This is a genomic window from Rhodobacter sp. NTK016B (genome assembly GCF_017303295.1).
GTDB lineage: Bacteria > Pseudomonadota > Alphaproteobacteria > Rhodobacterales > Rhodobacteraceae > Pararhodobacter.
This window is the reverse complement of the sequence record NZ_JAFKOK010000007.1, coordinates 1-17,937: the sequence shown is the minus strand read 5'-3', so window position 1 is coordinate 17,937 and position 17,937 is coordinate 1. Positions and strand designations below refer to the sequence as shown.

16 protein-coding genes and 1 other RNA gene are annotated in these 17,937 nt (G+C 65.4%); 12 read left to right on the top strand and 5 right to left on the bottom strand.

Translation table 11 applies throughout. From position 1 onward, the window contains the following. The first annotated feature begins 7 nt into the window (after positions 1–7). From JI664_RS10310 to rpmG, 5 genes are all read left to right on the top strand, one after another. Positions 8–1,063: an aldo/keto reductase gene (locus tag JI664_RS10310; RefSeq protein ID WP_207013670.1), complete on the top strand. Its 1,056-nt coding sequence runs from the start codon at positions 8–10 to the stop codon at positions 1,061–1,063. Between the two features lie 296 nt (positions 1,064–1,359). Beyond that, entirely contained in the window at positions 1,360–1,554 is a 195-nt protein-coding gene (locus JI664_RS10305) for a hypothetical protein (protein WP_207013669.1), read from the top strand. Positions 1,555–1,599: 45 nt separating this feature from the next. Continuing rightward, positions 1,600–2,021, top strand: an RNA gene (rnpB, locus tag JI664_RS10300) — RNase P RNA component class A. Between the two features lie 249 nt (positions 2,022–2,270). After that, positions 2,271–3,800 (top strand): undecaprenyl-phosphate glucose phosphotransferase, encoded by a 1,530-nt coding sequence (locus JI664_RS10295; RefSeq protein WP_207013668.1) that lies wholly within the window; start codon positions 2,271–2,273, stop codon positions 3,798–3,800. Between the two features lie 107 nt (positions 3,801–3,907). Further along, on the top strand, positions 3,908–4,075 hold the full coding sequence (rpmG, locus tag JI664_RS10290) for a 50S ribosomal protein L33 (protein ID WP_068303983.1): 168 nt from the start codon (positions 3,908–3,910) through the stop codon (positions 4,073–4,075). A 356-nt stretch (positions 4,076–4,431) separates the two neighbouring features. On the opposite strand, the gene JI664_RS10285 is transcribed toward rpmG, so the two are convergent. Further along, on the bottom strand, positions 4,432–5,214 hold the full coding sequence (locus JI664_RS10285; RefSeq protein ID WP_207013667.1) for a Bax inhibitor-1/YccA family protein: 783 nt from the start codon (positions 5,212–5,214) through the stop codon (positions 4,432–4,434). A 202-nt stretch (positions 5,215–5,416) separates the two neighbouring features. Next, positions 5,417–5,650, bottom strand: coding sequence for a DUF1127 domain-containing protein (locus JI664_RS10280; protein ID WP_286174016.1), 234 nt, complete (start codon positions 5,648–5,650; stop codon positions 5,417–5,419). A 123-nt stretch (positions 5,651–5,773) separates the two neighbouring features. Here JI664_RS10280 and JI664_RS10275 point away from each other — a divergent pair, with 123 nt between their 5' ends. Next, a complete protein-coding gene (locus JI664_RS10275) occupies positions 5,774–6,706 on the top strand; it encodes a LysR family transcriptional regulator (RefSeq protein WP_207013835.1) in 933 nt (310 codons plus the stop codon). A gap of 4 nt (positions 6,707–6,710) precedes the next feature. On the opposite strand, the gene JI664_RS10270 is transcribed toward JI664_RS10275, so the two are convergent. Further along, on the bottom strand, positions 6,711–7,676 hold the full coding sequence (locus JI664_RS10270; protein ID WP_207013666.1) for an NADPH:quinone oxidoreductase family protein: 966 nt from the start codon (positions 7,674–7,676) through the stop codon (positions 6,711–6,713). Positions 7,677–8,191: 515 nt separating this feature from the next. Between JI664_RS10270 and JI664_RS10265 the strand changes: the two genes are divergently transcribed. The 4 genes from JI664_RS10265 (at position 8,192) to JI664_RS10250 (ending at position 11,895) form a co-directional block, all read left to right on the top strand. Then, a complete protein-coding gene (locus JI664_RS10265) occupies positions 8,192–8,551 on the top strand; it encodes a helix-turn-helix domain-containing protein (protein WP_207013834.1) in 360 nt (119 codons plus the stop codon). 356 nt (positions 8,552–8,907) lie between these two features. Beyond that, complete coding sequence (locus JI664_RS10260) at positions 8,908–9,729, top strand: inositol monophosphatase family protein (RefSeq protein ID WP_207013665.1); 822 nt, start codon at positions 8,908–8,910, stop codon at positions 9,727–9,729. 181 nt (positions 9,730–9,910) lie between these two features. Further along, positions 9,911–11,320 (top strand): magnesium transporter, encoded by a 1,410-nt coding sequence (gene mgtE / locus JI664_RS10255; RefSeq protein ID WP_207013664.1) that lies wholly within the window; start codon positions 9,911–9,913, stop codon positions 11,318–11,320. Positions 11,321–11,343: 23 nt separating this feature from the next. Further along, positions 11,344–11,895 (top strand): 5-formyltetrahydrofolate cyclo-ligase, encoded by a 552-nt coding sequence (locus tag JI664_RS10250; RefSeq protein WP_207013663.1) that lies wholly within the window; start codon positions 11,344–11,346, stop codon positions 11,893–11,895. Between the two features lie 163 nt (positions 11,896–12,058). Here JI664_RS10250 and guaD read toward each other — a convergent pair whose 3' ends face one another. After that, positions 12,059–13,363, bottom strand: coding sequence for a guanine deaminase (gene guaD / locus JI664_RS10245; protein ID WP_207013662.1), 1,305 nt, complete (start codon positions 13,361–13,363; stop codon positions 12,059–12,061). Positions 13,364–13,521: 158 nt separating this feature from the next. On the opposite strand from guaD, the gene JI664_RS10240 reads away from it, so the two are divergent. Beyond that, on the top strand, positions 13,522–14,424 hold the full coding sequence (locus JI664_RS10240; protein ID WP_207013661.1) for a LysR family transcriptional regulator: 903 nt from the start codon (positions 13,522–13,524) through the stop codon (positions 14,422–14,424). A gap of 131 nt (positions 14,425–14,555) precedes the next feature. After that, complete coding sequence (locus JI664_RS10235) at positions 14,556–16,463, top strand: Hint domain-containing protein (RefSeq protein ID WP_207013660.1); 1,908 nt, start codon at positions 14,556–14,558, stop codon at positions 16,461–16,463. Between the two features lie 184 nt (positions 16,464–16,647). Here JI664_RS10235 and JI664_RS10230 read toward each other — a convergent pair whose 3' ends face one another. Then, positions 16,648–17,805 (bottom strand): M20 aminoacylase family protein, encoded by a 1,158-nt coding sequence (locus JI664_RS10230; protein WP_207013659.1) that lies wholly within the window; start codon positions 17,803–17,805, stop codon positions 16,648–16,650. Positions 17,806–17,937: the final 132 nt, after the last annotated feature.

Sequence of the window (17,937 nt, the reverse complement as noted above, 5' to 3'; positions counted from 1 at the left end):
ACCTCGCATGAAAACCCTGACCCTCGGCCCCGACGGCCCCCGCGTTCCCGATATCTGTCTCGGCACGATGACCTGGGGCCGCCACACGCCCGAGGACGACGCCCATCGCCAGATCGACCTCGCGCTCGATCACGGTCTGGTTTTCCTCGACACTGCCGAAATGTACCCCACCAACCCGGTCTCGGCCGACAAGCGCGGCGGGACCGAGACGGTGATCGGCAACTGGATCGCCAAGCATGGCGGGCGCGAGCGCATGATCCTTGCCACCAAGGTCACCGGCGAAGGATCGCACGCGATGGAGGGCGGCACGCCGATGATCGACCCCGCCCGCCTGCGCGCGGCGGTCGAGGAATCGCTCACCCGGCTGAAGACCGACCATATCGACCTGTTCCAGCTTCACTGGCCCAATCGCGGCTCGTACCATTTCCGCCGCTACTGGAGCTTCGTGCCCAAATCCGACGCGCCCTTCGACGCCAAGGCCACCCGTGCGCATATGCGGGCGATCCTGACCGAGGCGAAGGCGCTAATGGATGAAGGCAAGATCGGCCATCTGGGCATGTCCAACGAAACCGCCTGGGGCCTCGCACAATGGAGCCGGGTGGCCGATGAAGGCGGCCTGCCGCGCCTTGTCTCGGTGCAGAACGAATATTCGCTGCTTTGCCGGATCTTCGACACCGACATGGCCGAAACCAGCGTGCAGGAGGACATCCCCCTTCTGGCCTATTCGCCCCTCGCAGCGGGGCTTCTGACCGGCAAATACGCGGGCGATGTCACGCCCGAAGGTTCGCGTCGCTCGGTCACCGGCGATCTGGGCGGGCGGATCACGCCGCGCGTCTTCGAGGCCGTCTCGGCCTATCTGGGCCTTGCGCGCGACTGGTCGATCGACCCGGTGGTGATGGCGCTGGCCTGGCATCGCACGCGGCCCTTCACCTCGATCCCGATCCTCGGTGCGACCCATACAGCGCAGCTCGAGGCACAGCTTCCCGCGCTTGAGGCCACGCTGCCCGACGGTCTGGTGCAAGCCATCGACGGTGTGCACAAGGCACACCCGATGCCGTATTGAGCCGCCGCACCGACATGACGCGCGCCTTAGCCCTACTGCTCTGCCTGACCCTCGCCGCCTGTGGCGCGGGGGATCGACCTGCTGCAGGGGACGGGGCCGCATTGGCGGAAGCGGCTACAGATACGGGTGCCGTGGTCGATGGGCCGGCAGACAGTCCGGCCGCGCCTGAGCCCGACCTTTCCGCCGTTCAGGACCCCATTCCAGCCCCCGCGCCAGAGGCGGAACCCGCCCCGCCGCCCGAGCCCCCCTTCCTCGCCCAGCAGCGCCTTTTGTGCCAAGAACGGGGCGGTCAACTGATGGCGCGCGGCACGAGCGGGCTTTTCGCCTGTGTCGAGACCACGCGCGACGGCGGGCAGGCCTGTGACGAGGGCAGCGATTGCGAGGGGCTGTGCCTTGCCCGCTCGGGCACCTGCGCGCCGCTGACGCCGATCTTCGGCTGTCAGGAAGTCTACACGGCCCGCGGTCGCCGCGAGACGCTGTGCACCGAATAGACGCCCGTTGACGGCTGCCCATGCGCGGCGTAGGACACCCGTCGCGCGGATGGCCGGACGGCCGCGGGCCGAAAGGTCCGAGGAAAGTCCGGACTCCATGAGACAACGGTGCCGGGTAACGCCCGGCCGGGGCAACCCGAGGGAAAGCGCCACAGAGAACAGACCGCCGCACCGCCCGGCACCCGCAAGGGCAATGGGCCGCGGCAAGGGTGAAACGGTGGGGTAAGAGCCCACCGCGGGACGGGTAACCGGACCGGCATGGCAAGCCCCACCGGGAGCAATGCCGAATAGGGGCCTCGCGCGGGCATGATCGGTTTCGTCTTCGGGCGGGCCGATATCGCCGCAGGGACGTCTCAGCCCAGAGGCCCGGGTTGGCAGCTTGACCCCGCCGGTAACGGACGGGGCAGATGAATGGTCGTCGCCGGGGCAACCCGGAACAGAATCCGGCTTACAGGCCATCCGCGCAAATACCCCCTGCCCCCGCCATCAGAACGAGCCGCCGACGCGCCCGAAACACGCCACGCCACGCGGCGTGTGAGGCGCGAGTCACCCAGCACACGCGCTGATTGCAAAATGCATAGGGGAAATCCCGAAAACGGGACAGTCTGGCCCCAAAGTGCCACAATTGTGCCCGACCCGGCCCCTAGAGTGATCCCGAACCGGCGCGTCACACCAGACCGCCGGTCGTGTAATCTGGGAAGCCGGTCGGTACAGTCATGAATGAATCCTTCGCGCGAAAACGCCTGTTCACGGAAACCCATCGCCGCCGTCCGCATACCGGCACCGCACGCCCGCGGCTTCTGGGCGGACAGGCGCTGGCGGCGGCGCAGCGGCTGTCGCGCTCGACCATGCAGCCGCGCGTGCTGGGCTATATCCAGTTCGTCGCCGACATGCTCTGCATCGGCCTGACCGGGATGCTGGCGCACAGCCTCGTCACGGATACGATGCTGGGCCAGATGCAATCGGTCGGCGCGGCATGGATGGGGGCGCTGATCGTCAGCTTCCTGACCAAGCTTCTGGGCGGCTACGGATTTCGCCGCATGCGCTCGTTGCGCAAGGGGCTCGTAGTCGGCCTGATCAGCCTCGTGGGCGGGCTGGCGCTGACGCTGGTGGCCCTTGGCTGGGCGGGCCTGCCGATAACCACGCTGCAGGAATGGGGCCTGTACTGGACACTCGCTGCGGGCGGCCTGATGAGCCTGAGCCGCGTGGCGATGCGGGCGCGGGTCCACCACCTTGTACGGGCGGGCATTCTGGAACACCGGATCGTGCTGGTCGGCGGCGGCGCCGATATCGAACCGCTGATCCGCGAGATCGACCGCGAACGCGGGCGCGGACGGCGCATGTGCGGCTTTTTCGACGAGCGCAGGGACCCGCGCTCGCCCGCGATGCTTGCGGGCTATCACAAGACCGGGGATGTCGACGACCTGGTCGAATTCGCCCGGCTGGCCAAAATCGATACGGTCATCATCGCGATCCCCGGCGCCTCGCAGGCGCGGATCCGTGAATTGCTGGCGCGGCTCTTCGTGCTGCCGGTCGATATCCGAGTGACCGAGGGCACCGAGATCCCCGATTATTCGCGCAAGAAGCGCTCGAAAATCGGTCCGATCGGGCTGATCGAGATCTACAAACGCCCGATCGGCGGTTTCGCGGCGGTGGAAAAGCGGATCTTCGACCTGTTCTTCGCCTCGCTCGCCATCGTGCTGCTGTCGCCGGTGATGCTGATCACCGCCATCGCCATCAAGCTCGACTCGCCCGGCCCGGTCCTGTTCCGACAAAAGCGGCACGGCTATAACAACAAGCCCATTGCTGTGCTGAAATTCCGCTCGATGTATACCGACCTGTGCGATCCGACGGCGGTCAAGGCGGTGCGCAAGGGCGATGCGCGCGTGACAAAGGTGGGCCGCTTCATCCGCCGGGCCTCGATCGACGAATTCCCGCAATTCTTCAACGTCATCATGGGCGATCTGTCGATGGTGGGCCCCCGCCCCCACGCCACCGCCGCGCGCACCGGCGACATCGTCTATGACCAGATCGAGCAGGCCTATTCGGCCCGCCACAAGGTCAAGCCGGGCGTCACCGGCTGGGCGCAGGTCAAGGGCTGGCGCGGCGAGATGAACTCGATGGAGAAGATCACCCAGCGCATCGAACACGATCTTTATTACATCGAACACTGGTCGCTGTGGCTGGATCTGAAGATCGTGATGATGACGCCGGTCAGCCTTGTGACCACGAAAAACGCCTATTGAGCGAATTGCCGCGTTTGGGGCGTTGACTCTGGCCCGGGGATGCGTAAAAGGCGGGCTTCAAAGGAATTCACCGGCCAGCCTGCGGCGGCCGTGCGCAGGAGACACCCATGGCGAAGCCGACGACGATCAAGATCCGTCTGAACTCGACGGCGGGCACCGGCCACTTCTACGTGACCAAGAAGAACGCCCGCACGATGACCGAAAAGATGACCATCCGGAAGTTCGATCCGGTTGTGCGTCAGCACGTCGAGTACAAGGAAGGCAAGATCAAGTAAGATCTGTCCTCCGTATCGGAATTGGGCCACCCCGCGCGGGTGGCCTTTTTCGTTTGTGACGAGCCCGGCCCGGCGGCGCGCTGCCCTGGCGCTCCCGCTGGGAGCGCTCGGCGGGCCCATGACAGCGCCTGAGACGCACACAGGCTGGTGCGCCACAATACCATCGCCTCAGGCCCATGAGCGTCCGGGTGAGGGATTTCGCCCTCGCCCGCGACGCCTCCGGCGCCGAGGTCTCGCACGACCGGGCGGGGGGCGCTGCCCCCCCGCACCCCCCGGGATATTTTCGGAACAAAGATGCCGGCAACGAAAAAGGGCCGGTCTTACGACCGGCCCTTTCGAAGACGAATGGAAACGCTTTATTCGCGGTTGCCCAGGAACATCAGCAGGAACTGGAACATGTTGAGGAAGTCCAGATACAGGCTGAGCGCACCGGCGATCGCCGATTTCTGCAGCCATTCGGTGTCACCCTGCTGGGCATGGGCCACGTAATTGGCTTTGATCGACTGCGTGTCGAAAGCGGTCAGGCCCGCGAAGAGCAGCACGCCGATCACCGAGATCGCGAAGGTCATCGCCGCCGACTGCAGGAAGATGTTGATCACCATCGCCACGATCAGCCCGATCACCCCCATCACAAGGAAGGTGCCGAAGCCCGAAAGGTCGCGTTTCGTGGTGTAGCCGTAAAGACTGAGACCCGCGAAGGCGATGGCCGTGACAAGGAAGGTCTGAACGATCGACGCATCAGTATAGATCAGGAAGATCGAGCTGAGCGAAACGCCGATCATCGCCGCGAAGACATAGAAGGCGATCTGCATCGCCGCCGCCGAGGCATTGCGCAGCATCGCACCCCAGCCGAACAGGATGAAGGCGAGCGGGGCGAACATCACCACCCAGCGCAGCGGCGAGGCATAGAGCGCATAGCCGAGTTGCGACAGGTACTGGCCGTTCTGAAGCTGGGCCGCGGCCGCGGCCGGGTCCGAGGTCGTGGCGAGACCGGAAATGGCCCAGGCCCCCGCGGCGGTGATCAGCATGCCTACGGACATCGTGCCGTAGACCTTGTTCATATGCGCGCGCAGGCCTTCGTCGATCCGTGCGCCAAGCGCGCCAGCGTCGGACGTGCGCACCGACTGATAGTTGGCCATGTATCCCTCCGTAAAGATGTTGGACGAACGGCACCCGTCATCGGATACCAGACTTGCCTTCAATATCGGGAAGGAAGACTCGCATTTCAAGATCCGGTGGTCGGGTACGCGCGCGATTCATCCCGCAGGCAAGCGGCGCGCGCCCGTATCCGGGCACGCGCGCGAGGCCGTCACAAGGGTCGGCGACCGGCGTTCGGGCGGCTCAGCGCCACCAGTTCGGGCCATCCCAGAAAGGGCGTTCAGCCTCGGCCCGGGCACTGGCGCGGTCCAGGCCAATATCCCTGAGCAGACGGTCGTCGAGGTGACGCAGCGCGACACGCTGACGCACCAGCGCAGGCGCGTCCTTAACCATGCGGACGAGCCGGCCCAGACGCGTCGGCGCGGCTTGGGTGTGCAGGCTGGCGGGCGCTTGCATTTGGCTATCGACACAGGTCATCGGGACATCCTCTCGCATTTCGTGATCTGTCGGCGTCCGTTCATCACGGATGTTGATCTGATAGCCAGAGCCGGTGTATAAGGGAAACGAATGTTTCTGATGGGTATGTTCACGGATCTTGATATGCGCCGAAATCTCGACCTTGCCGCCCTGCGTGCCCTTGCCGCGATCGCCGATTTCGGCGGCGTCACCAAGGCGGCGCAGCTTCTGAACCTCACGCAATCCGCCGTCTCGATGCAGATCAAGCGGCTCGAGGAAAGCCTCGGGCTGACGCTGCTCGACCGGTCGGGGCGCGGCGTGACGCTGACCAATGCGGGCGATCAACTGCTGTCCTATGCGCGGCGGATCCTTGCGCTTAATGACGAGGCGGTCGAGCGACTGACCGACAGCGAATACGAGGGTGAGATCCGCTTCGCACTGCCCCATGACATCATCTATCCGCATATCCCGCAGGTGCTGCGTCATTTCAACACGCTGTTTCCGCGCATGAATGTGCAACTTCAGACGCTCAACACCATCCGCGCCAAGGAAGCTTTCGGGCGCGGCGAATGCGATCTGATCCTGACGACCGAGATGCAATGCGATGCGGGCGGCGAGACGCTGGCGCATCTGCCGCTGGTCTGGATCGGGGCTCCGGGCGGACAGGCGTTCCGCCAGCGACCGCTGCGGCTGGCGCAGGGGCGGGTCTGCGCGTTCCGTGCAGGCATCATCGCCGCGCTCGACCGCGATGGGGTGCCGTGGGAAACGGCGGTCGAAAGCGATTCCGACCGCACGCTGGAAGCGGCAGTGAGCTGCGACATGGCGGTCCATGCATTGCTGGCAGGCACCGAACCGCCGCATGTCGAGCGCATCCCCGCCGGTTGCGGGCTGCCGGATCTGTCGAGCTTCCTGATCAACCTCTATGTGCGGCCCGGCAACACCATTCCCGGCGTGACCGCGCTGGCCGAACTGTTGCGCAAGGCCTGGGGCGGCGAGATCAAACCTCAGCCGCTTGCGCAGCCCGCGCTCCAGCCCGTGCAGCGCCCGGCCCCGCAGCCGGACGTCGCAGCCGGTTAAGCACTCAGTCGCCCATCGTGATGACGACCTTGCCGGTCGAGGCGCGCGAGCGCATCAGCTCCATCGCCTCGGCCGTTTTCTCGAGCGGCAACGCGTGGCTGACATGGGGATGCAGGCCGCCCTCGTCATACATCTTCATCAGCTCGGCCAGCGAGTCGGTCAGCGCCTCGGGTGCGAAGCCCGAATAGCCGCCCCAATACAGGCCGATCACGTCGATATTCTTGACCAGCAGGATATTGGCCGGGAATTGCGGCACCGTGCCCCCGGCAAAGCCGATCACCACGTAGCGCCCCTCGGGCCGCAGCGCGCGCAGCGCGGCCGAGGCGGCGGGCTCGCCCACCGCGTCATAGACCACATCGACGCCGCCCAGCGCTTTGAACGCAGCTTTCAGGTCTTCACCCTCGCTGTCGATCAGGACGGAGGCCCCGGCGGCCTTGGCCACTTTCAGCTTCTCCGCCCCGCGCGCCACGGCGACCACGCGGGCACCCAGCTTGGCGCCGATCTCGACCGCCGTGAGCCCGACCCCGCCAGCCGCGCCCAGAACCAGAAGCGTCTCGCCCGCCTTCAGCCGCGCACGGTGCTTCAGCCCGATATGCGAGGTGCCATAGGCCACCATGAATCCGGCGGCGTGGTCAAAGGGCATGGAATCGGGGATCGGCAGGCAGCGCGCGGCGGGAAAACAGCCGTATTCCGCCAGCCCCCCCTGCCCTGCGAAGACCGCGACGCGCTGGCCGGGGCTGAGCCGCGACACCCCCTCGCCCACCGCGTCGACCTCGCCCGCAAGCTCCATCCCCATGACGAAGGGCATCGGCGGGATGTCCTGATAGGTGCCCTTGGCCATCAGCAGGTCGGCGAAGTTCAGACCGCAGGCGCGGATACGCACCCGGATTTCGCCGGGCTGCGGCTCGGGGACCGGACGTTCGGTCAGGGCGGGCGGTGTCTCTGTCGACGCAAGAACGAAGGCGCGCATGGGGGCTCCTGGGGCAATGGGTTGCGAAATGGGGCGGATTTCCTCTCTCCGGGGCGAGAATGGACAGGACCGCCGCGAAGGACAAGCACCCAGATAGGACCCGCGAAGGCCCTGTAACCCTGTCAAGTGGCGGCCTTATCACCCGGGAATACCTTCGCAAAATGCGAATACACGTTAAGGTTGATGCAAAAAGAGGTGCAATTTGCAAATCACACTTGATGACGTGCAGCGACCGGCTAAAATATTCCGATGTTAGAAACCGGGTTTTCGGGTCTTTCTCTAACCGGGGGGTACACTCCCTCAGCGCGTGTGAAGGACGAATGTTTACCTTTGAAGAGACGATCAGCGAGGGAACCCGCGGAAATGTTTCGTCCAGAAGATGAATTTCACTCGAGCGTCGAAGAAAAATCTCCCGTGCGCGAAACTTGGCACGGTTATTGCTTGTACTTGTTTGACGGATGTCGGCTGCACGTCCGCTCATGGGCTCGGCAGCCAGAATACGAAGGAGTATCGACGTGAAGCACCCCGTTGACGTGCATGTCGGCAAGCGAATCCGGCACAGACGCTGGATGGTCGGCATGACGCAGCAGCAACTGGCCGATTCTGTCGGCATCAAGTTCCAGCAGATCCAGAAATACGAAACCGGCATGAACCGGGTCAGCGCGTCGCGTCTTTGGGACATCGCGCGGACTCTCGGTGTGCAAATCGGGTTCTTCTTTCAGGGCCTCAGCGAAGATGAAAACGCCGCCGATGTCGAAGCCGACATTCTGGCAAACAAGGAAGCGATGGAGCTTGTCCGCGCTTACTACGCCATCCCCGAAGCGCAACGAAAACGTTTGTTCGACCTCGCTCGGGTTCTTTCCGACGCCGCCTGACGGGGGGTTGCGTCGCTGTGATCTGTACCAGTTCATGATCGGTAACAGCCAGTTTAGTCAGTATTTTTCTCGTACAGTACCAGTTGCCTGATCGTTCACCCCGTACCGAGCCTTCCCAAAATCCAGCCTTGCTGTGAGCCGTTCATCGTTGTAAGCGACGCGTCCGGCGCGGGATGCTTGCGTCGGTTGTAGTGACGAGTGCTCTGCGCCGCCATGTCCCGGCTTCCGCCGTGGGTGTGGCGGCGCTGATACTTTGCGGCGCTGGCTTTTGACGCCGGGCGCGTCTACACCCTCGGCAAGCCCCGCCGATCTGGGCGGCCGAGCTCGACCACCGACCTGGACCGAGGACTTGCCCGATGACTCGCCCGACGACTCCCTCTGCCGATCTCTCGCCCGAAACCCGCGCCGAACTCTGGCGCACGGCCCACGCACTGGCCGATGCCGCGCGTGACGTGACGCTTCGCCACTTCCGCGCCCGTGGCCTGACCGCCGACAACAAAGAGGCCGAGGGCTTCGACCCGGTCACCGTGGCCGACCGCGACTGCGAGGCCGCAATGCGCGAGATCCTTGCGCAGATGCGCCCGCAGGACGCGATCCTCGGTGAGGAGCAAGCCGACAAACCCGGCACGTCGGGCCTGACATGGGTGCTTGACCCGATCGACGGCACGCGCGGCTTCCTGTCCGGCACCCCGACCTGGGGCGTGCTGATCGGGCTGGCCGACGATCAGGGCGCGCGGCTGGGCATCGTTGACCAGCCCTTTATCGGCGAGCGGTTCTGCGGCGGCTTCGGCATCGCCCGCGTCACCGGCCCGACCGGCACCCACACGCTGGGCACCCGCGCCGCGCGGCCTCTGGATCAGTCCATCCTGTTCACCACCTTCCCCGAGATCGGCACCCCCGAGGACCGCAAAGCCTTTGAGCGCGTCTCGTCCCGGGCCCGGCTCACGCGCTATGGCATGGATTGCTACGCCTATGCCCTGCTCGCAGCGGGGCAGATCGATCTGGTGATCGAGGCCGGGCTGAAAAGCTACGACATTATGGCGCCGCTTGCGGTGATCGAAGCGGCGGGCGGCATCGTGACCGACTGGACGGGCGGCCCCGCCCATCGCGGCGGCCGCGTCATCGCCGCCGCGAACCCGGCGATCCATGCCGAAGCGCTCGCCCTGCTGGCAGAGTAAGCACCTCGGTGCCCACCTGCTGCGCGCGCCACAGATAAGCCCGGACACAACCGCGTAGACCCGCGCCTCGGGCCTTTATCGAAACGCCGTTTGCGCATAACAACCAAGGGCACGGGCGGCAGCGTCCGTCACCGGACGAGCACAGAACGCGACCCAGAAGCACGACACAAACGAGGCGCCGATGACAAACCCCGCCGACGACGAACTCCGCCTCCTGCGTGCCGAAGACCCGTCCGACGAATCGAGCCATTCCGAGCTCGACAGCGACCGCATCGACACGATCCTCGATGCCGTCGAGGCGGGCGATGCCGGAGCGGTGGCCGAAGCGCTGGAACCCCTGCACCCCGCCGATATTTCGGACCTTCTGGAACAGATCAGCAGCCAGCAGCGCCACGCGCTTCTGACCCTGTACCCTGCCGGGATCGATGGCGAGGTTCTGTCCGAACTCGACGAGAACCTGCGCGAGGAAATCATCGAGGCCTTGCCGCGCGAGGCGCTGGCCGAGGCGATGCGCGAACTCGATACCGACGACGTCGTCGATATTATCGAGGATCTCGAAGACGACGATCAGGCCTTCATCCTCGGCTCGCTGGAAAGCGATGATCGGGCTGCGGTCGAAAGCTCGCTCGCCTGGCCGGAATACTCGGCCGGTCGCCTGATGCAGTCGGAAACCGTCAGCGCGCCGCAGGACTGGACGGTGGGCGAAGCCATCGACCATCTGCGCACTATCGACTGGCTGCCCGACCAGTTCTACCACGTCATCCTTGTGGACGAACGCCACCGCCCGACCGGCCACGCGACGCTGGGCCGGGTGCTGGCCTCGAAACGCGACGTGGCACTGAAAGACATCACCGAAGACAGTTTCCGGACATTCGAGGCCAGCGAATCCGAAACCGAAGTCGCGCTGATGTTCAATAAATACCATTTGATCTCGACCCCGGTGGTCGATGACGCGGGCAGGCTGGTGGGCGTGATCACCATCGACGACGCCATGGTCGTGCTGGATGAAGAGCACGAGGAAGACATGCTGCGGATGGCCGGTGTGAACGAGGAAAGCTCGCTCAGCGACCGCATCATCGACACCGCGCGCAGCCGGTTCCTGTGGCTGTTCATCAACCTGATCACGGCAATCTTCGCCTCGGCGGTGATCGCGCAATTCGAAGAGGCGATCAACGCCATGGTCGCGCTGGCCGTACTGATGCCGATCGTGGCCTCGATGGGGGGCAATGCGGGCACCCAGTCGATGACAGTCGCCGTGCGCGCGCTCGCCACACGCGAGCTGACCGGCCAGAATACCCGCCGCGTCATCTGGCGCGAACTGATCGTGGGGCTGATCAATGGCTCGGCCTTCGGGCTGATCATGGCCGGCGTGGCCGGGGTCTGGTTCGGCGTGCCGATGTTGGCTCTGGTCATCGCGCTGGCCATGGTCGCCACGCTGACGGCGGCGGCGCTCAGCGGCATCGTGCTGCCGGTGATCCTGGACAAGATCAAGGTCGACCCGGCGCTGGCCTCGGGGCCGTTCGTGACCACCGTCACCGATGTCGTGGGCTTCTTCGCCTTCCTCGGGCTCGCCTCAGCGATCCTGCTCTGACCCGCCCAACGCACGAGGCTTCCATGATCGACGACATCAAGGCCGAAACCCGCAAAGCCGCTTTCGCCGCGCGCAAGGTCGCGCATGGTAAGGGTCTCGACGCGGCGGCGCAGGCGCATCTGAGCGCGGCTCTGGCCGGGTATCCCGGCGCGCCGGTGTCAGGCTATCTGCCGATCCGCACCGAAATCGACCCCCGCCCCCCCATGGCCGCCCATGACGGGCCGGTCGGCGTGCCGGTCATCCCGGGACAGGCACAGCCGCTTCTGTTCCATCTGTGGACGCCCGAGGCGGTGCTGGTCGACGGCCCGTTCGGTGCGCGCGTGCCCGAGAACGGCGTCGCGATGATCCCCCGCGTGCTGATCGTGCCGCTTCTTGCCTTCGACGCGCGCGGCTACCGGCTGGGCTATGGCGGCGGTTTCTATGATCGCACGCTGGACATGCTGCGCAAGGCGGGCCCGGTCACCGCGCTTGGCTTCGCCTATGGCGCGCAGGAAATCGCGGAGGTGCCGATCGATGGCTATGACCAGCGACTTGACGGGATCGTCACCGAGGACGGCCTGCGGCGCTTCGACTGAGGACCTGCGCTGGGCCCGCACGGCCGGGGGGCTGTCTGCCCCCCCTCTTGGCCTTTGGCCAATTCACCCCTCGAGGATATTTCCGGATTAAAGATGGGTTAACAACGGGTTAAGCGGCCTGCTTTGGAATGCAGCATTGCCTGAGCCGATCCGGGGGTCAGGGTCAGGCCGCGAGGGGCGCTTTCGGTTTGACGGCGCGGCCATTGGCATAGGTTTCGACCACGGCCCGGTCATCACCGAGGATCAGAAGCGCGAAGAGTTCGTCCTTGAGATCCTGCGCCGCCTGCATCCTCAGCGCCAGTTCCGGCGTCGCGTGGCTGTCGAGGACGACGAGATCGGCCTCGCTCCCCGGTTCGAGCGTGCCGATCCGGTCGGTCAGGCCCAGCACATCGGCATTGCCGCGCGTGATCCACCAGAAGCCTGTCAGCGGGTCGAGCTTGCGGTTCTGAAGCTGGGCGATGGCATAGGCCGCGCCACCGGTGCGGAGCATCGACCAGCTCATCCCCGCGCCGATATCGGTGGCGATTCCGGATGTCGCGCCGCGCTGCGCCAGCGCCGCCTCGTCGAAGAGGCCCGAGCCGAGGAACAGGTTCGAGGTCGGGCAATGGACCGCATGCGCGCCGGTCTCGGCAATGCGGTCCCGCTCGGCATCCGAGAGATGGATCGCATGGCCCAGAAGCGCGTTCGGGCCCAGCATCCCGTAGCGGTCGTAGATATCGAGATACCCCTTGGCCTGAGGATAGAGCGAGCAGGCAAAGGCGATTTCGGCGTCGTTTTCGCTCAGATGGGTCTGGATATGCAGGTCAGGATGGGCGGCGATCAGCGCCTGCGCGGCTGCCATCTGCTCGGGCGTCGAGGTGATCGCGAAGCGCGGCGAGATCACATACGAGGCCCGCCCCCGCCCGTGCCAGCGCGCGATCAGCGCCGCGCTGTCGTCATAGGCCGATTGCGGCGTGTCCCGAAGGGCCACGGGCGCGTTGCGATCCATCAGCACCTTGCCGCCCAGCATCCGCAGGCCACGCGCCTCGGCTTCGGTGAAATAGGCATCGACCGAGGCGGGGTGGACCGAGCAGAAGGCCGACGCCGTGGTGGTGCCGTTCATCAGGAGAAGGTCGAAAAAGGCCGTGGCAATGCGCCCGGCATGGCCCGGATCGGCGAACCGGGTCTCGGCCGGGAAGGTATAGGTTTCAAGCCAGTCCATAAGCTGCGCGCCCCAACTCGCCACGATCTCGCCTTGCGGAAAATGGATATGCGCGTCGATGAAACCGGCCGTGATCAGATGCGGGCGATGGTCGGTCACACTCACCCCGGCGGGCGCGGTGGTGGCGAAATCGCCGGTGGCGACGATCATCCCGTCCCGGATATGCACCGCGCCGTCTTCGAACCAGTCGCAGGCGGCAAGATCCGCAGGCCCCTCGGGACGGCGGCGGAAACTGAGAACCCGACCCCGCAAAACCTGTTCCGTCATTCCCGCGCTCCTGTTTGCCGCGCCTTACCCTATCCCTGCCATGCTGGGGGGCAATCGCAGAAAAGCGTGGCAGAGTTTGCGCGTTCTGTTGAAAATGGGCGCTGCGCGGGGCTTGATTGTCAACGGAACGGGCGAGTCGCCGGGCATTGGAGCGAAAATTGCCCTATCTGGAAAGCATCAAGGTCTTCGTACGGGTGGTTGAGCTGGGCTCGATCACCTCGGGCGGGCGCGACCTGCGGCTGACGCCGGCGGTGGCCTCGAAGCGCATCAAGGAGCTTGAGCAACGGCTGGGCACGCGGCTGCTGAACCGCACGACGCGCAAGCTGGTGACAACCGAGGCCGGGCGTCTGTTCTACGATCACGCGCGCGGCATGCTGGCCTCGCTTGAAGATGCCGAAGCAGCGATCGCGGGGCTTGAGGGGAAGCCGCGCGGCACGGTGCGGGTGACCGCGCCGCTGGGCGTCGGCCGGCGGCTGGTCGCGCCGCTGGTGCCGCTGTTTTGCGAGGCCCATCCCGAGGTCGAGATTCGGCTGCGGCTGTCGGACCGGCGGGTCGATCTGTTCGAAGACGAGCAGGACGTGGCCTTTTTCCTTGGTCAGCCGCAGGATTCCACGCTGAAGCTGCGCAAGATCGCCGATTGCCCGCGCGTGCTCTGCGCCGCGCCCGACTATCTTGCGCGGGCCGGGATGCCGAAAGCGCCCGGAGATCTGCTGGGCCACAATTGCCTGCTGCTCAGATTCCCGCGCTCGCCTGAATATTTCTGGGTGCTTGATGGCCCCGACGGCCCGATGAAGCTTGAAGTCTCGGGCCGGTTCGACACCGATGAAGGCGACGTTCTCCTCGACTGGGCGCTGGGCGGCTGGGGCATCGTCATGAAACCCCGTTTCGAGGTGGCCGCGCATCTGGCAAGCGGCGCGCTGGTCGAGATCCTGCCCCAGACGCCGCCACAGGCCGCGATGCTGGGCTGTCTCTATCCCCATCGCAAGCTGCAGGACCCCAAGGTTCAGCGCTTCATCGACTTCATGCTGCGCCATTGCCGCGCCGCGCTCGAACAGGCCTGAAACCGGCGGGCCGCCCCGGAACACCCCGTTTCCACGCGCCCAACAATTGCCCCGATTCGAACCATTGATGCCCACAATCCGGTCCTAGACCGGGGCAAACGCGTCCTATGCCCCCGTCTGGAGTTGTTCTGATGAGTAACGTGCTTAACGACCTGATCCTGACAGATGTCACCAGCCTTTCTGTCGGCGATACGCTCACGAATGGTGCGGGCCTGACGGGCGTCTCGGATTCCGGCGTGGTCACCGCGCAGACGGACCCCGCGGTTCTGGCCGAGGGCGACACGCTCTATCTTAACTCATCGACCGGCAGCATCACCGGTCTCAGCACGCTGCAGGCGAATGTCACCTATTCCAACGCGCTGGGCAGCGATGTCACGGCGGCGATGACGCTTGTAATGGTCGAAGTCACCGACAATGTCAGCGGCGCGACCTCGACCATGCTGCTGCCGCTCGATGCCAATGGCGATATCGTCCATATCAGCGCGATCGAGATCACCGCGCTCGACACCAATCCCGGGCTGACGCAGATCGATTTCGACAATGTCTCGGGCGACGAGACGGTGTCGCTGTCTCTGCCGGGCATCGTCGATGGCAGCGACGGCGCCGAATCGATGTCGGCAGGCTACACCGATGGCGACGGCGACGCGGTCGATGATTCGGGTAACGTGATCGAGGCCAATGGCGGCGACGACACGGTTTATGGCGGACTGGGCGACGACACGATCTCGGGCGGCTCGGGCAATGACTGGCTGTTCGGCGGCGACGGCAACGACTGGCTGTCGGGCAATGACGGCGCCGATTCGATCTGGGGCGACCGGGGCGACGACACGCTCTATGGCAACGAAGGCGACGACAAGCTGATCGGCGGTCAGGGCAACGACCTGATCATCGGCGGCGAAGGCGACAACCTGATGTATGGCGACAGCGCCTTCGGCGATACCGGCGGCTGGTCGCCGAGCGATTCGCCCGAACCGGGCTTCGGCAACGACACGCTGGTCATGGGGAATGGCGACGACACTGCCTATGGCGGCTCGGGTGACGATTCCTTCCGCGTCTTCGACACGTTCGGCAATCACCAGATCACCGGCGGCGAGGCCGGTGAAACCGTGGGCGACAAGATCGACGCCACGCTGATGACCGAAAGCACAAAGGTCACCTATACCGGCGATGAAGAAGGCACGATGGCGTCAGGCGCCAACACCGCCAGCTTCACAGAAATCGAGCGCATCAATCTGGGCTCGGGCGATGACGAGGCCGAGGTGATCAGCTCGACCACCGGCTATATCCATGGCGGCTCGGGCTTCGACCAGCTGGTCCTGCCCGAGGGCGACGATGCCCCCGAAGTCTTCATCACCAATTCGGTTACCAATCCCGACGGCACCGTCTCGCAGGACGGATACGTGATCTTCGACGACGGCTCGCGGCTCGATTTCGAGAGCTTCGAGAAGATCATCTGCTTCATGCCCGGAACCCGCATCGACACGCTGCGCGGCCGCGTCGCGGTCGAAGACCTGACGCCCGGCGACAAGGTCCTGACCCGCGATCACGGCTACCAGCCGCTGGCCTGGACGGGACGCCACGATTTCACGATGTCCGAAACGCTGGCTCATCCCAGCGTGGTCCCGGTCCGCATCGAAGCCGGTGCGCTGGGCAAGGGCCTGCCCGAGCGTGACCTCTACGTCTCGCCGCGCCACCGGATGCTGATCAGCGGCCCGCGTGCCGAATTGATGTTCGGCGAAAGCGAGGTGCTGATCTGCGCCATGGACCTGCTGGGCCTGCCCGGCGTGAGCCGCATGTGCAAGGGGCCGGTCAGCTATGTCCACGTGATGTGCGACACCCATCAGATCATCCGCGCCGAAGGCTCGTGGACCGAAAGCTTCCAGCCCGCCGAAGCAGTGCTCGATTCCATGGATGCCGAGATCCGCGCCGAGCTGCTTGCGCTGTTCCCCGAACTCGCGACCGAGGAAGGCCGCGCCGCCTACAACGCCGCGCGCCCGGTCCTGTCGGGCGCCGAAGCCCGCGTCCTGTTCGCCGCCTGATCCGGATATCCCTTCGGAACACCCCCGGTGGAAAGCCCTGCCGGGGGCTCTTCACGCCCACACACCGCATCTTTGATCCGGAAATATCCTCGGGGGGTGAATTGGCCGCAGGCCAAGAGGGGGGCAGACGGCCCCCCCTTCTCTCTCATCCGCCAGCGGAGGCGTTCTGCGGCGAAGGCCCGCCTTACTCCACGGTGCCCCGGGTTTCGATCATTCGCGCCATCAGCGCGGCCCCCAGCGGCAGCGTCGCGTCGTCGAAGACGAAGCCCGGATTATGCACGGCGACACCGCTGCCATGGCCCACGGTGCAATAGGCGCCCGGCACGACCTGCAGCATGTCAGCGAAATCCTCGGATCCCATCACTGCCTCTGTCCGCTCGACCGCCCTGTCGCCCACCAGCGTGGCGGCGGCCTCTAGCATCGCGCGCGATTGCTCGGCGTGGTTTTCCAATACGTCGAAGACATTGCGCATCTCAAGGCTGACGGTGCAGCCATAGGACGCCGCCGCGCCGTCGCAGAGCGCCTGCAGACGCTCGGTCACCGACTGCGCAAGGTCGCGGTTGAAATAGCGGACCGTGCCCGCCAGATGCGCGCTTTCGGGGATCACGTTATAGGCCGCGCCTGCATGGATCTGCGTGACCGAAACGACGATCCGCTCGGATGACGGGACGTTGCGCGATACGACCGACTGGATCTGGCCCACCAGACTGGCGGCAATCATCAGCGCGTCGATCGAGGCTTCGGGCATCGCTGCATGGGCGCCCTTGCCGTTGACGCGGATGTCGAAGAAATTCGCCCCCGCCATGGCCGGACCGGGCTTGAGGCCAATCTCGCCCGGCGCGTGGAAAGGGGAATTGTGCAGCGCATAAACCTCGTCACAGGGAAATCGCTCGAACAGGCCCTCGGCGATCATCCGGCGAGCCCCGCCCAGACCTTCCTCGGCGGGCTGGAAGATGAACACCGCCGTGCCCGCGAAATCACGGGTTTCCGACAGGTAGCGCGCGGCGCCCAGCAGCATCGCGGTATGCGCGTCATGGCCGCAGGCATGCATCACGCCCGGCGTTTTCGACGCCCAGGGCAGATTGGTCTGCTCGTCGATGGGCAACGCATCCATATCCGCGCGCAGACCGATGGTGCGGCCGGGGCGGTTGCCCCTGAGCACGCCCACCACGCCGGTCTTTGCGATACCCGTCGTCACCTCGATCCCCAGCTTTTCAAGCTGGGCCGCGACAATGCCCGACGTGCGGACTTCCTCGAAACCGAGTTCGGGATGTTCGTGCAGGTCGCGGCGGATGGCCGTCAGGTCGTCGGCGAAGTCCTGAATGCGGTGCGGGATGGTCATGGCGTTCTCCTGTTGCCCCGACAGGCTGGCGCGCGGACCCGCGCGAGGCAAGCCCAATCGCGGAAAAAGGGGGGCTGTCTGCCCCCCTCTTGGCCTGCGGCCAACTCACCCCCCGAGGATATTTCGGGATTA

Excerpts from the sequence above, each read along its gene's own strand:
- JI664_RS10310 (WP_207013670.1), top strand. The coding sequence starts at position 8 with ATGAAAACCCTGACCCTCGGCCCCGACGGCCCCCGCGTTCCCGATATC.
- JI664_RS10305 (WP_207013669.1), top strand. The coding sequence starts at position 1,360 with ATGGCGCGCGGCACGAGCGGGCTTTTCGCCTGTGTCGAGACCACGCGC.
- JI664_RS10295 (WP_207013668.1), top strand. The coding sequence starts at position 2,271 with ATGAATGAATCCTTCGCGCGAAAACGCCTGTTCACGGAAACCCATCGC.
- rpmG (WP_068303983.1), top strand. The coding sequence starts at position 3,908 with ATGGCGAAGCCGACGACGATCAAGATCCGTCTGAACTCGACGGCGGGC.
- JI664_RS10285 (WP_207013667.1), bottom strand. The coding sequence starts at position 5,214 with ATGGCCAACTATCAGTCGGTGCGCACGTCCGACGCTGGCGCGCTTGGC.
- JI664_RS10280 (WP_286174016.1), bottom strand. The coding sequence starts at position 5,650 with ATGACCTGTGTCGATAGCCAAATGCAAGCGCCCGCCAGCCTGCACACC.
- JI664_RS10275 (WP_207013835.1), top strand. The coding sequence starts at position 5,774 with ATGCGCCGAAATCTCGACCTTGCCGCCCTGCGTGCCCTTGCCGCGATC.
- JI664_RS10270 (WP_207013666.1), bottom strand. The coding sequence starts at position 7,676 with ATGCGCGCCTTCGTTCTTGCGTCGACAGAGACACCGCCCGCCCTGACC.
- JI664_RS10260 (WP_207013665.1), top strand. The coding sequence starts at position 8,908 with ATGACTCGCCCGACGACTCCCTCTGCCGATCTCTCGCCCGAAACCCGC.
- mgtE (WP_207013664.1), top strand. The coding sequence starts at position 9,911 with ATGACAAACCCCGCCGACGACGAACTCCGCCTCCTGCGTGCCGAAGAC.
- JI664_RS10250 (WP_207013663.1), top strand. The coding sequence starts at position 11,344 with ATGATCGACGACATCAAGGCCGAAACCCGCAAAGCCGCTTTCGCCGCG.
- guaD (WP_207013662.1), bottom strand. The coding sequence starts at position 13,363 with ATGACGGAACAGGTTTTGCGGGGTCGGGTTCTCAGTTTCCGCCGCCGT.
- JI664_RS10235 (WP_207013660.1), top strand. The coding sequence starts at position 14,556 with ATGAGTAACGTGCTTAACGACCTGATCCTGACAGATGTCACCAGCCTT.
- JI664_RS10230 (WP_207013659.1), bottom strand. The coding sequence starts at position 17,805 with ATGACCATCCCGCACCGCATTCAGGACTTCGCCGACGACCTGACGGCC.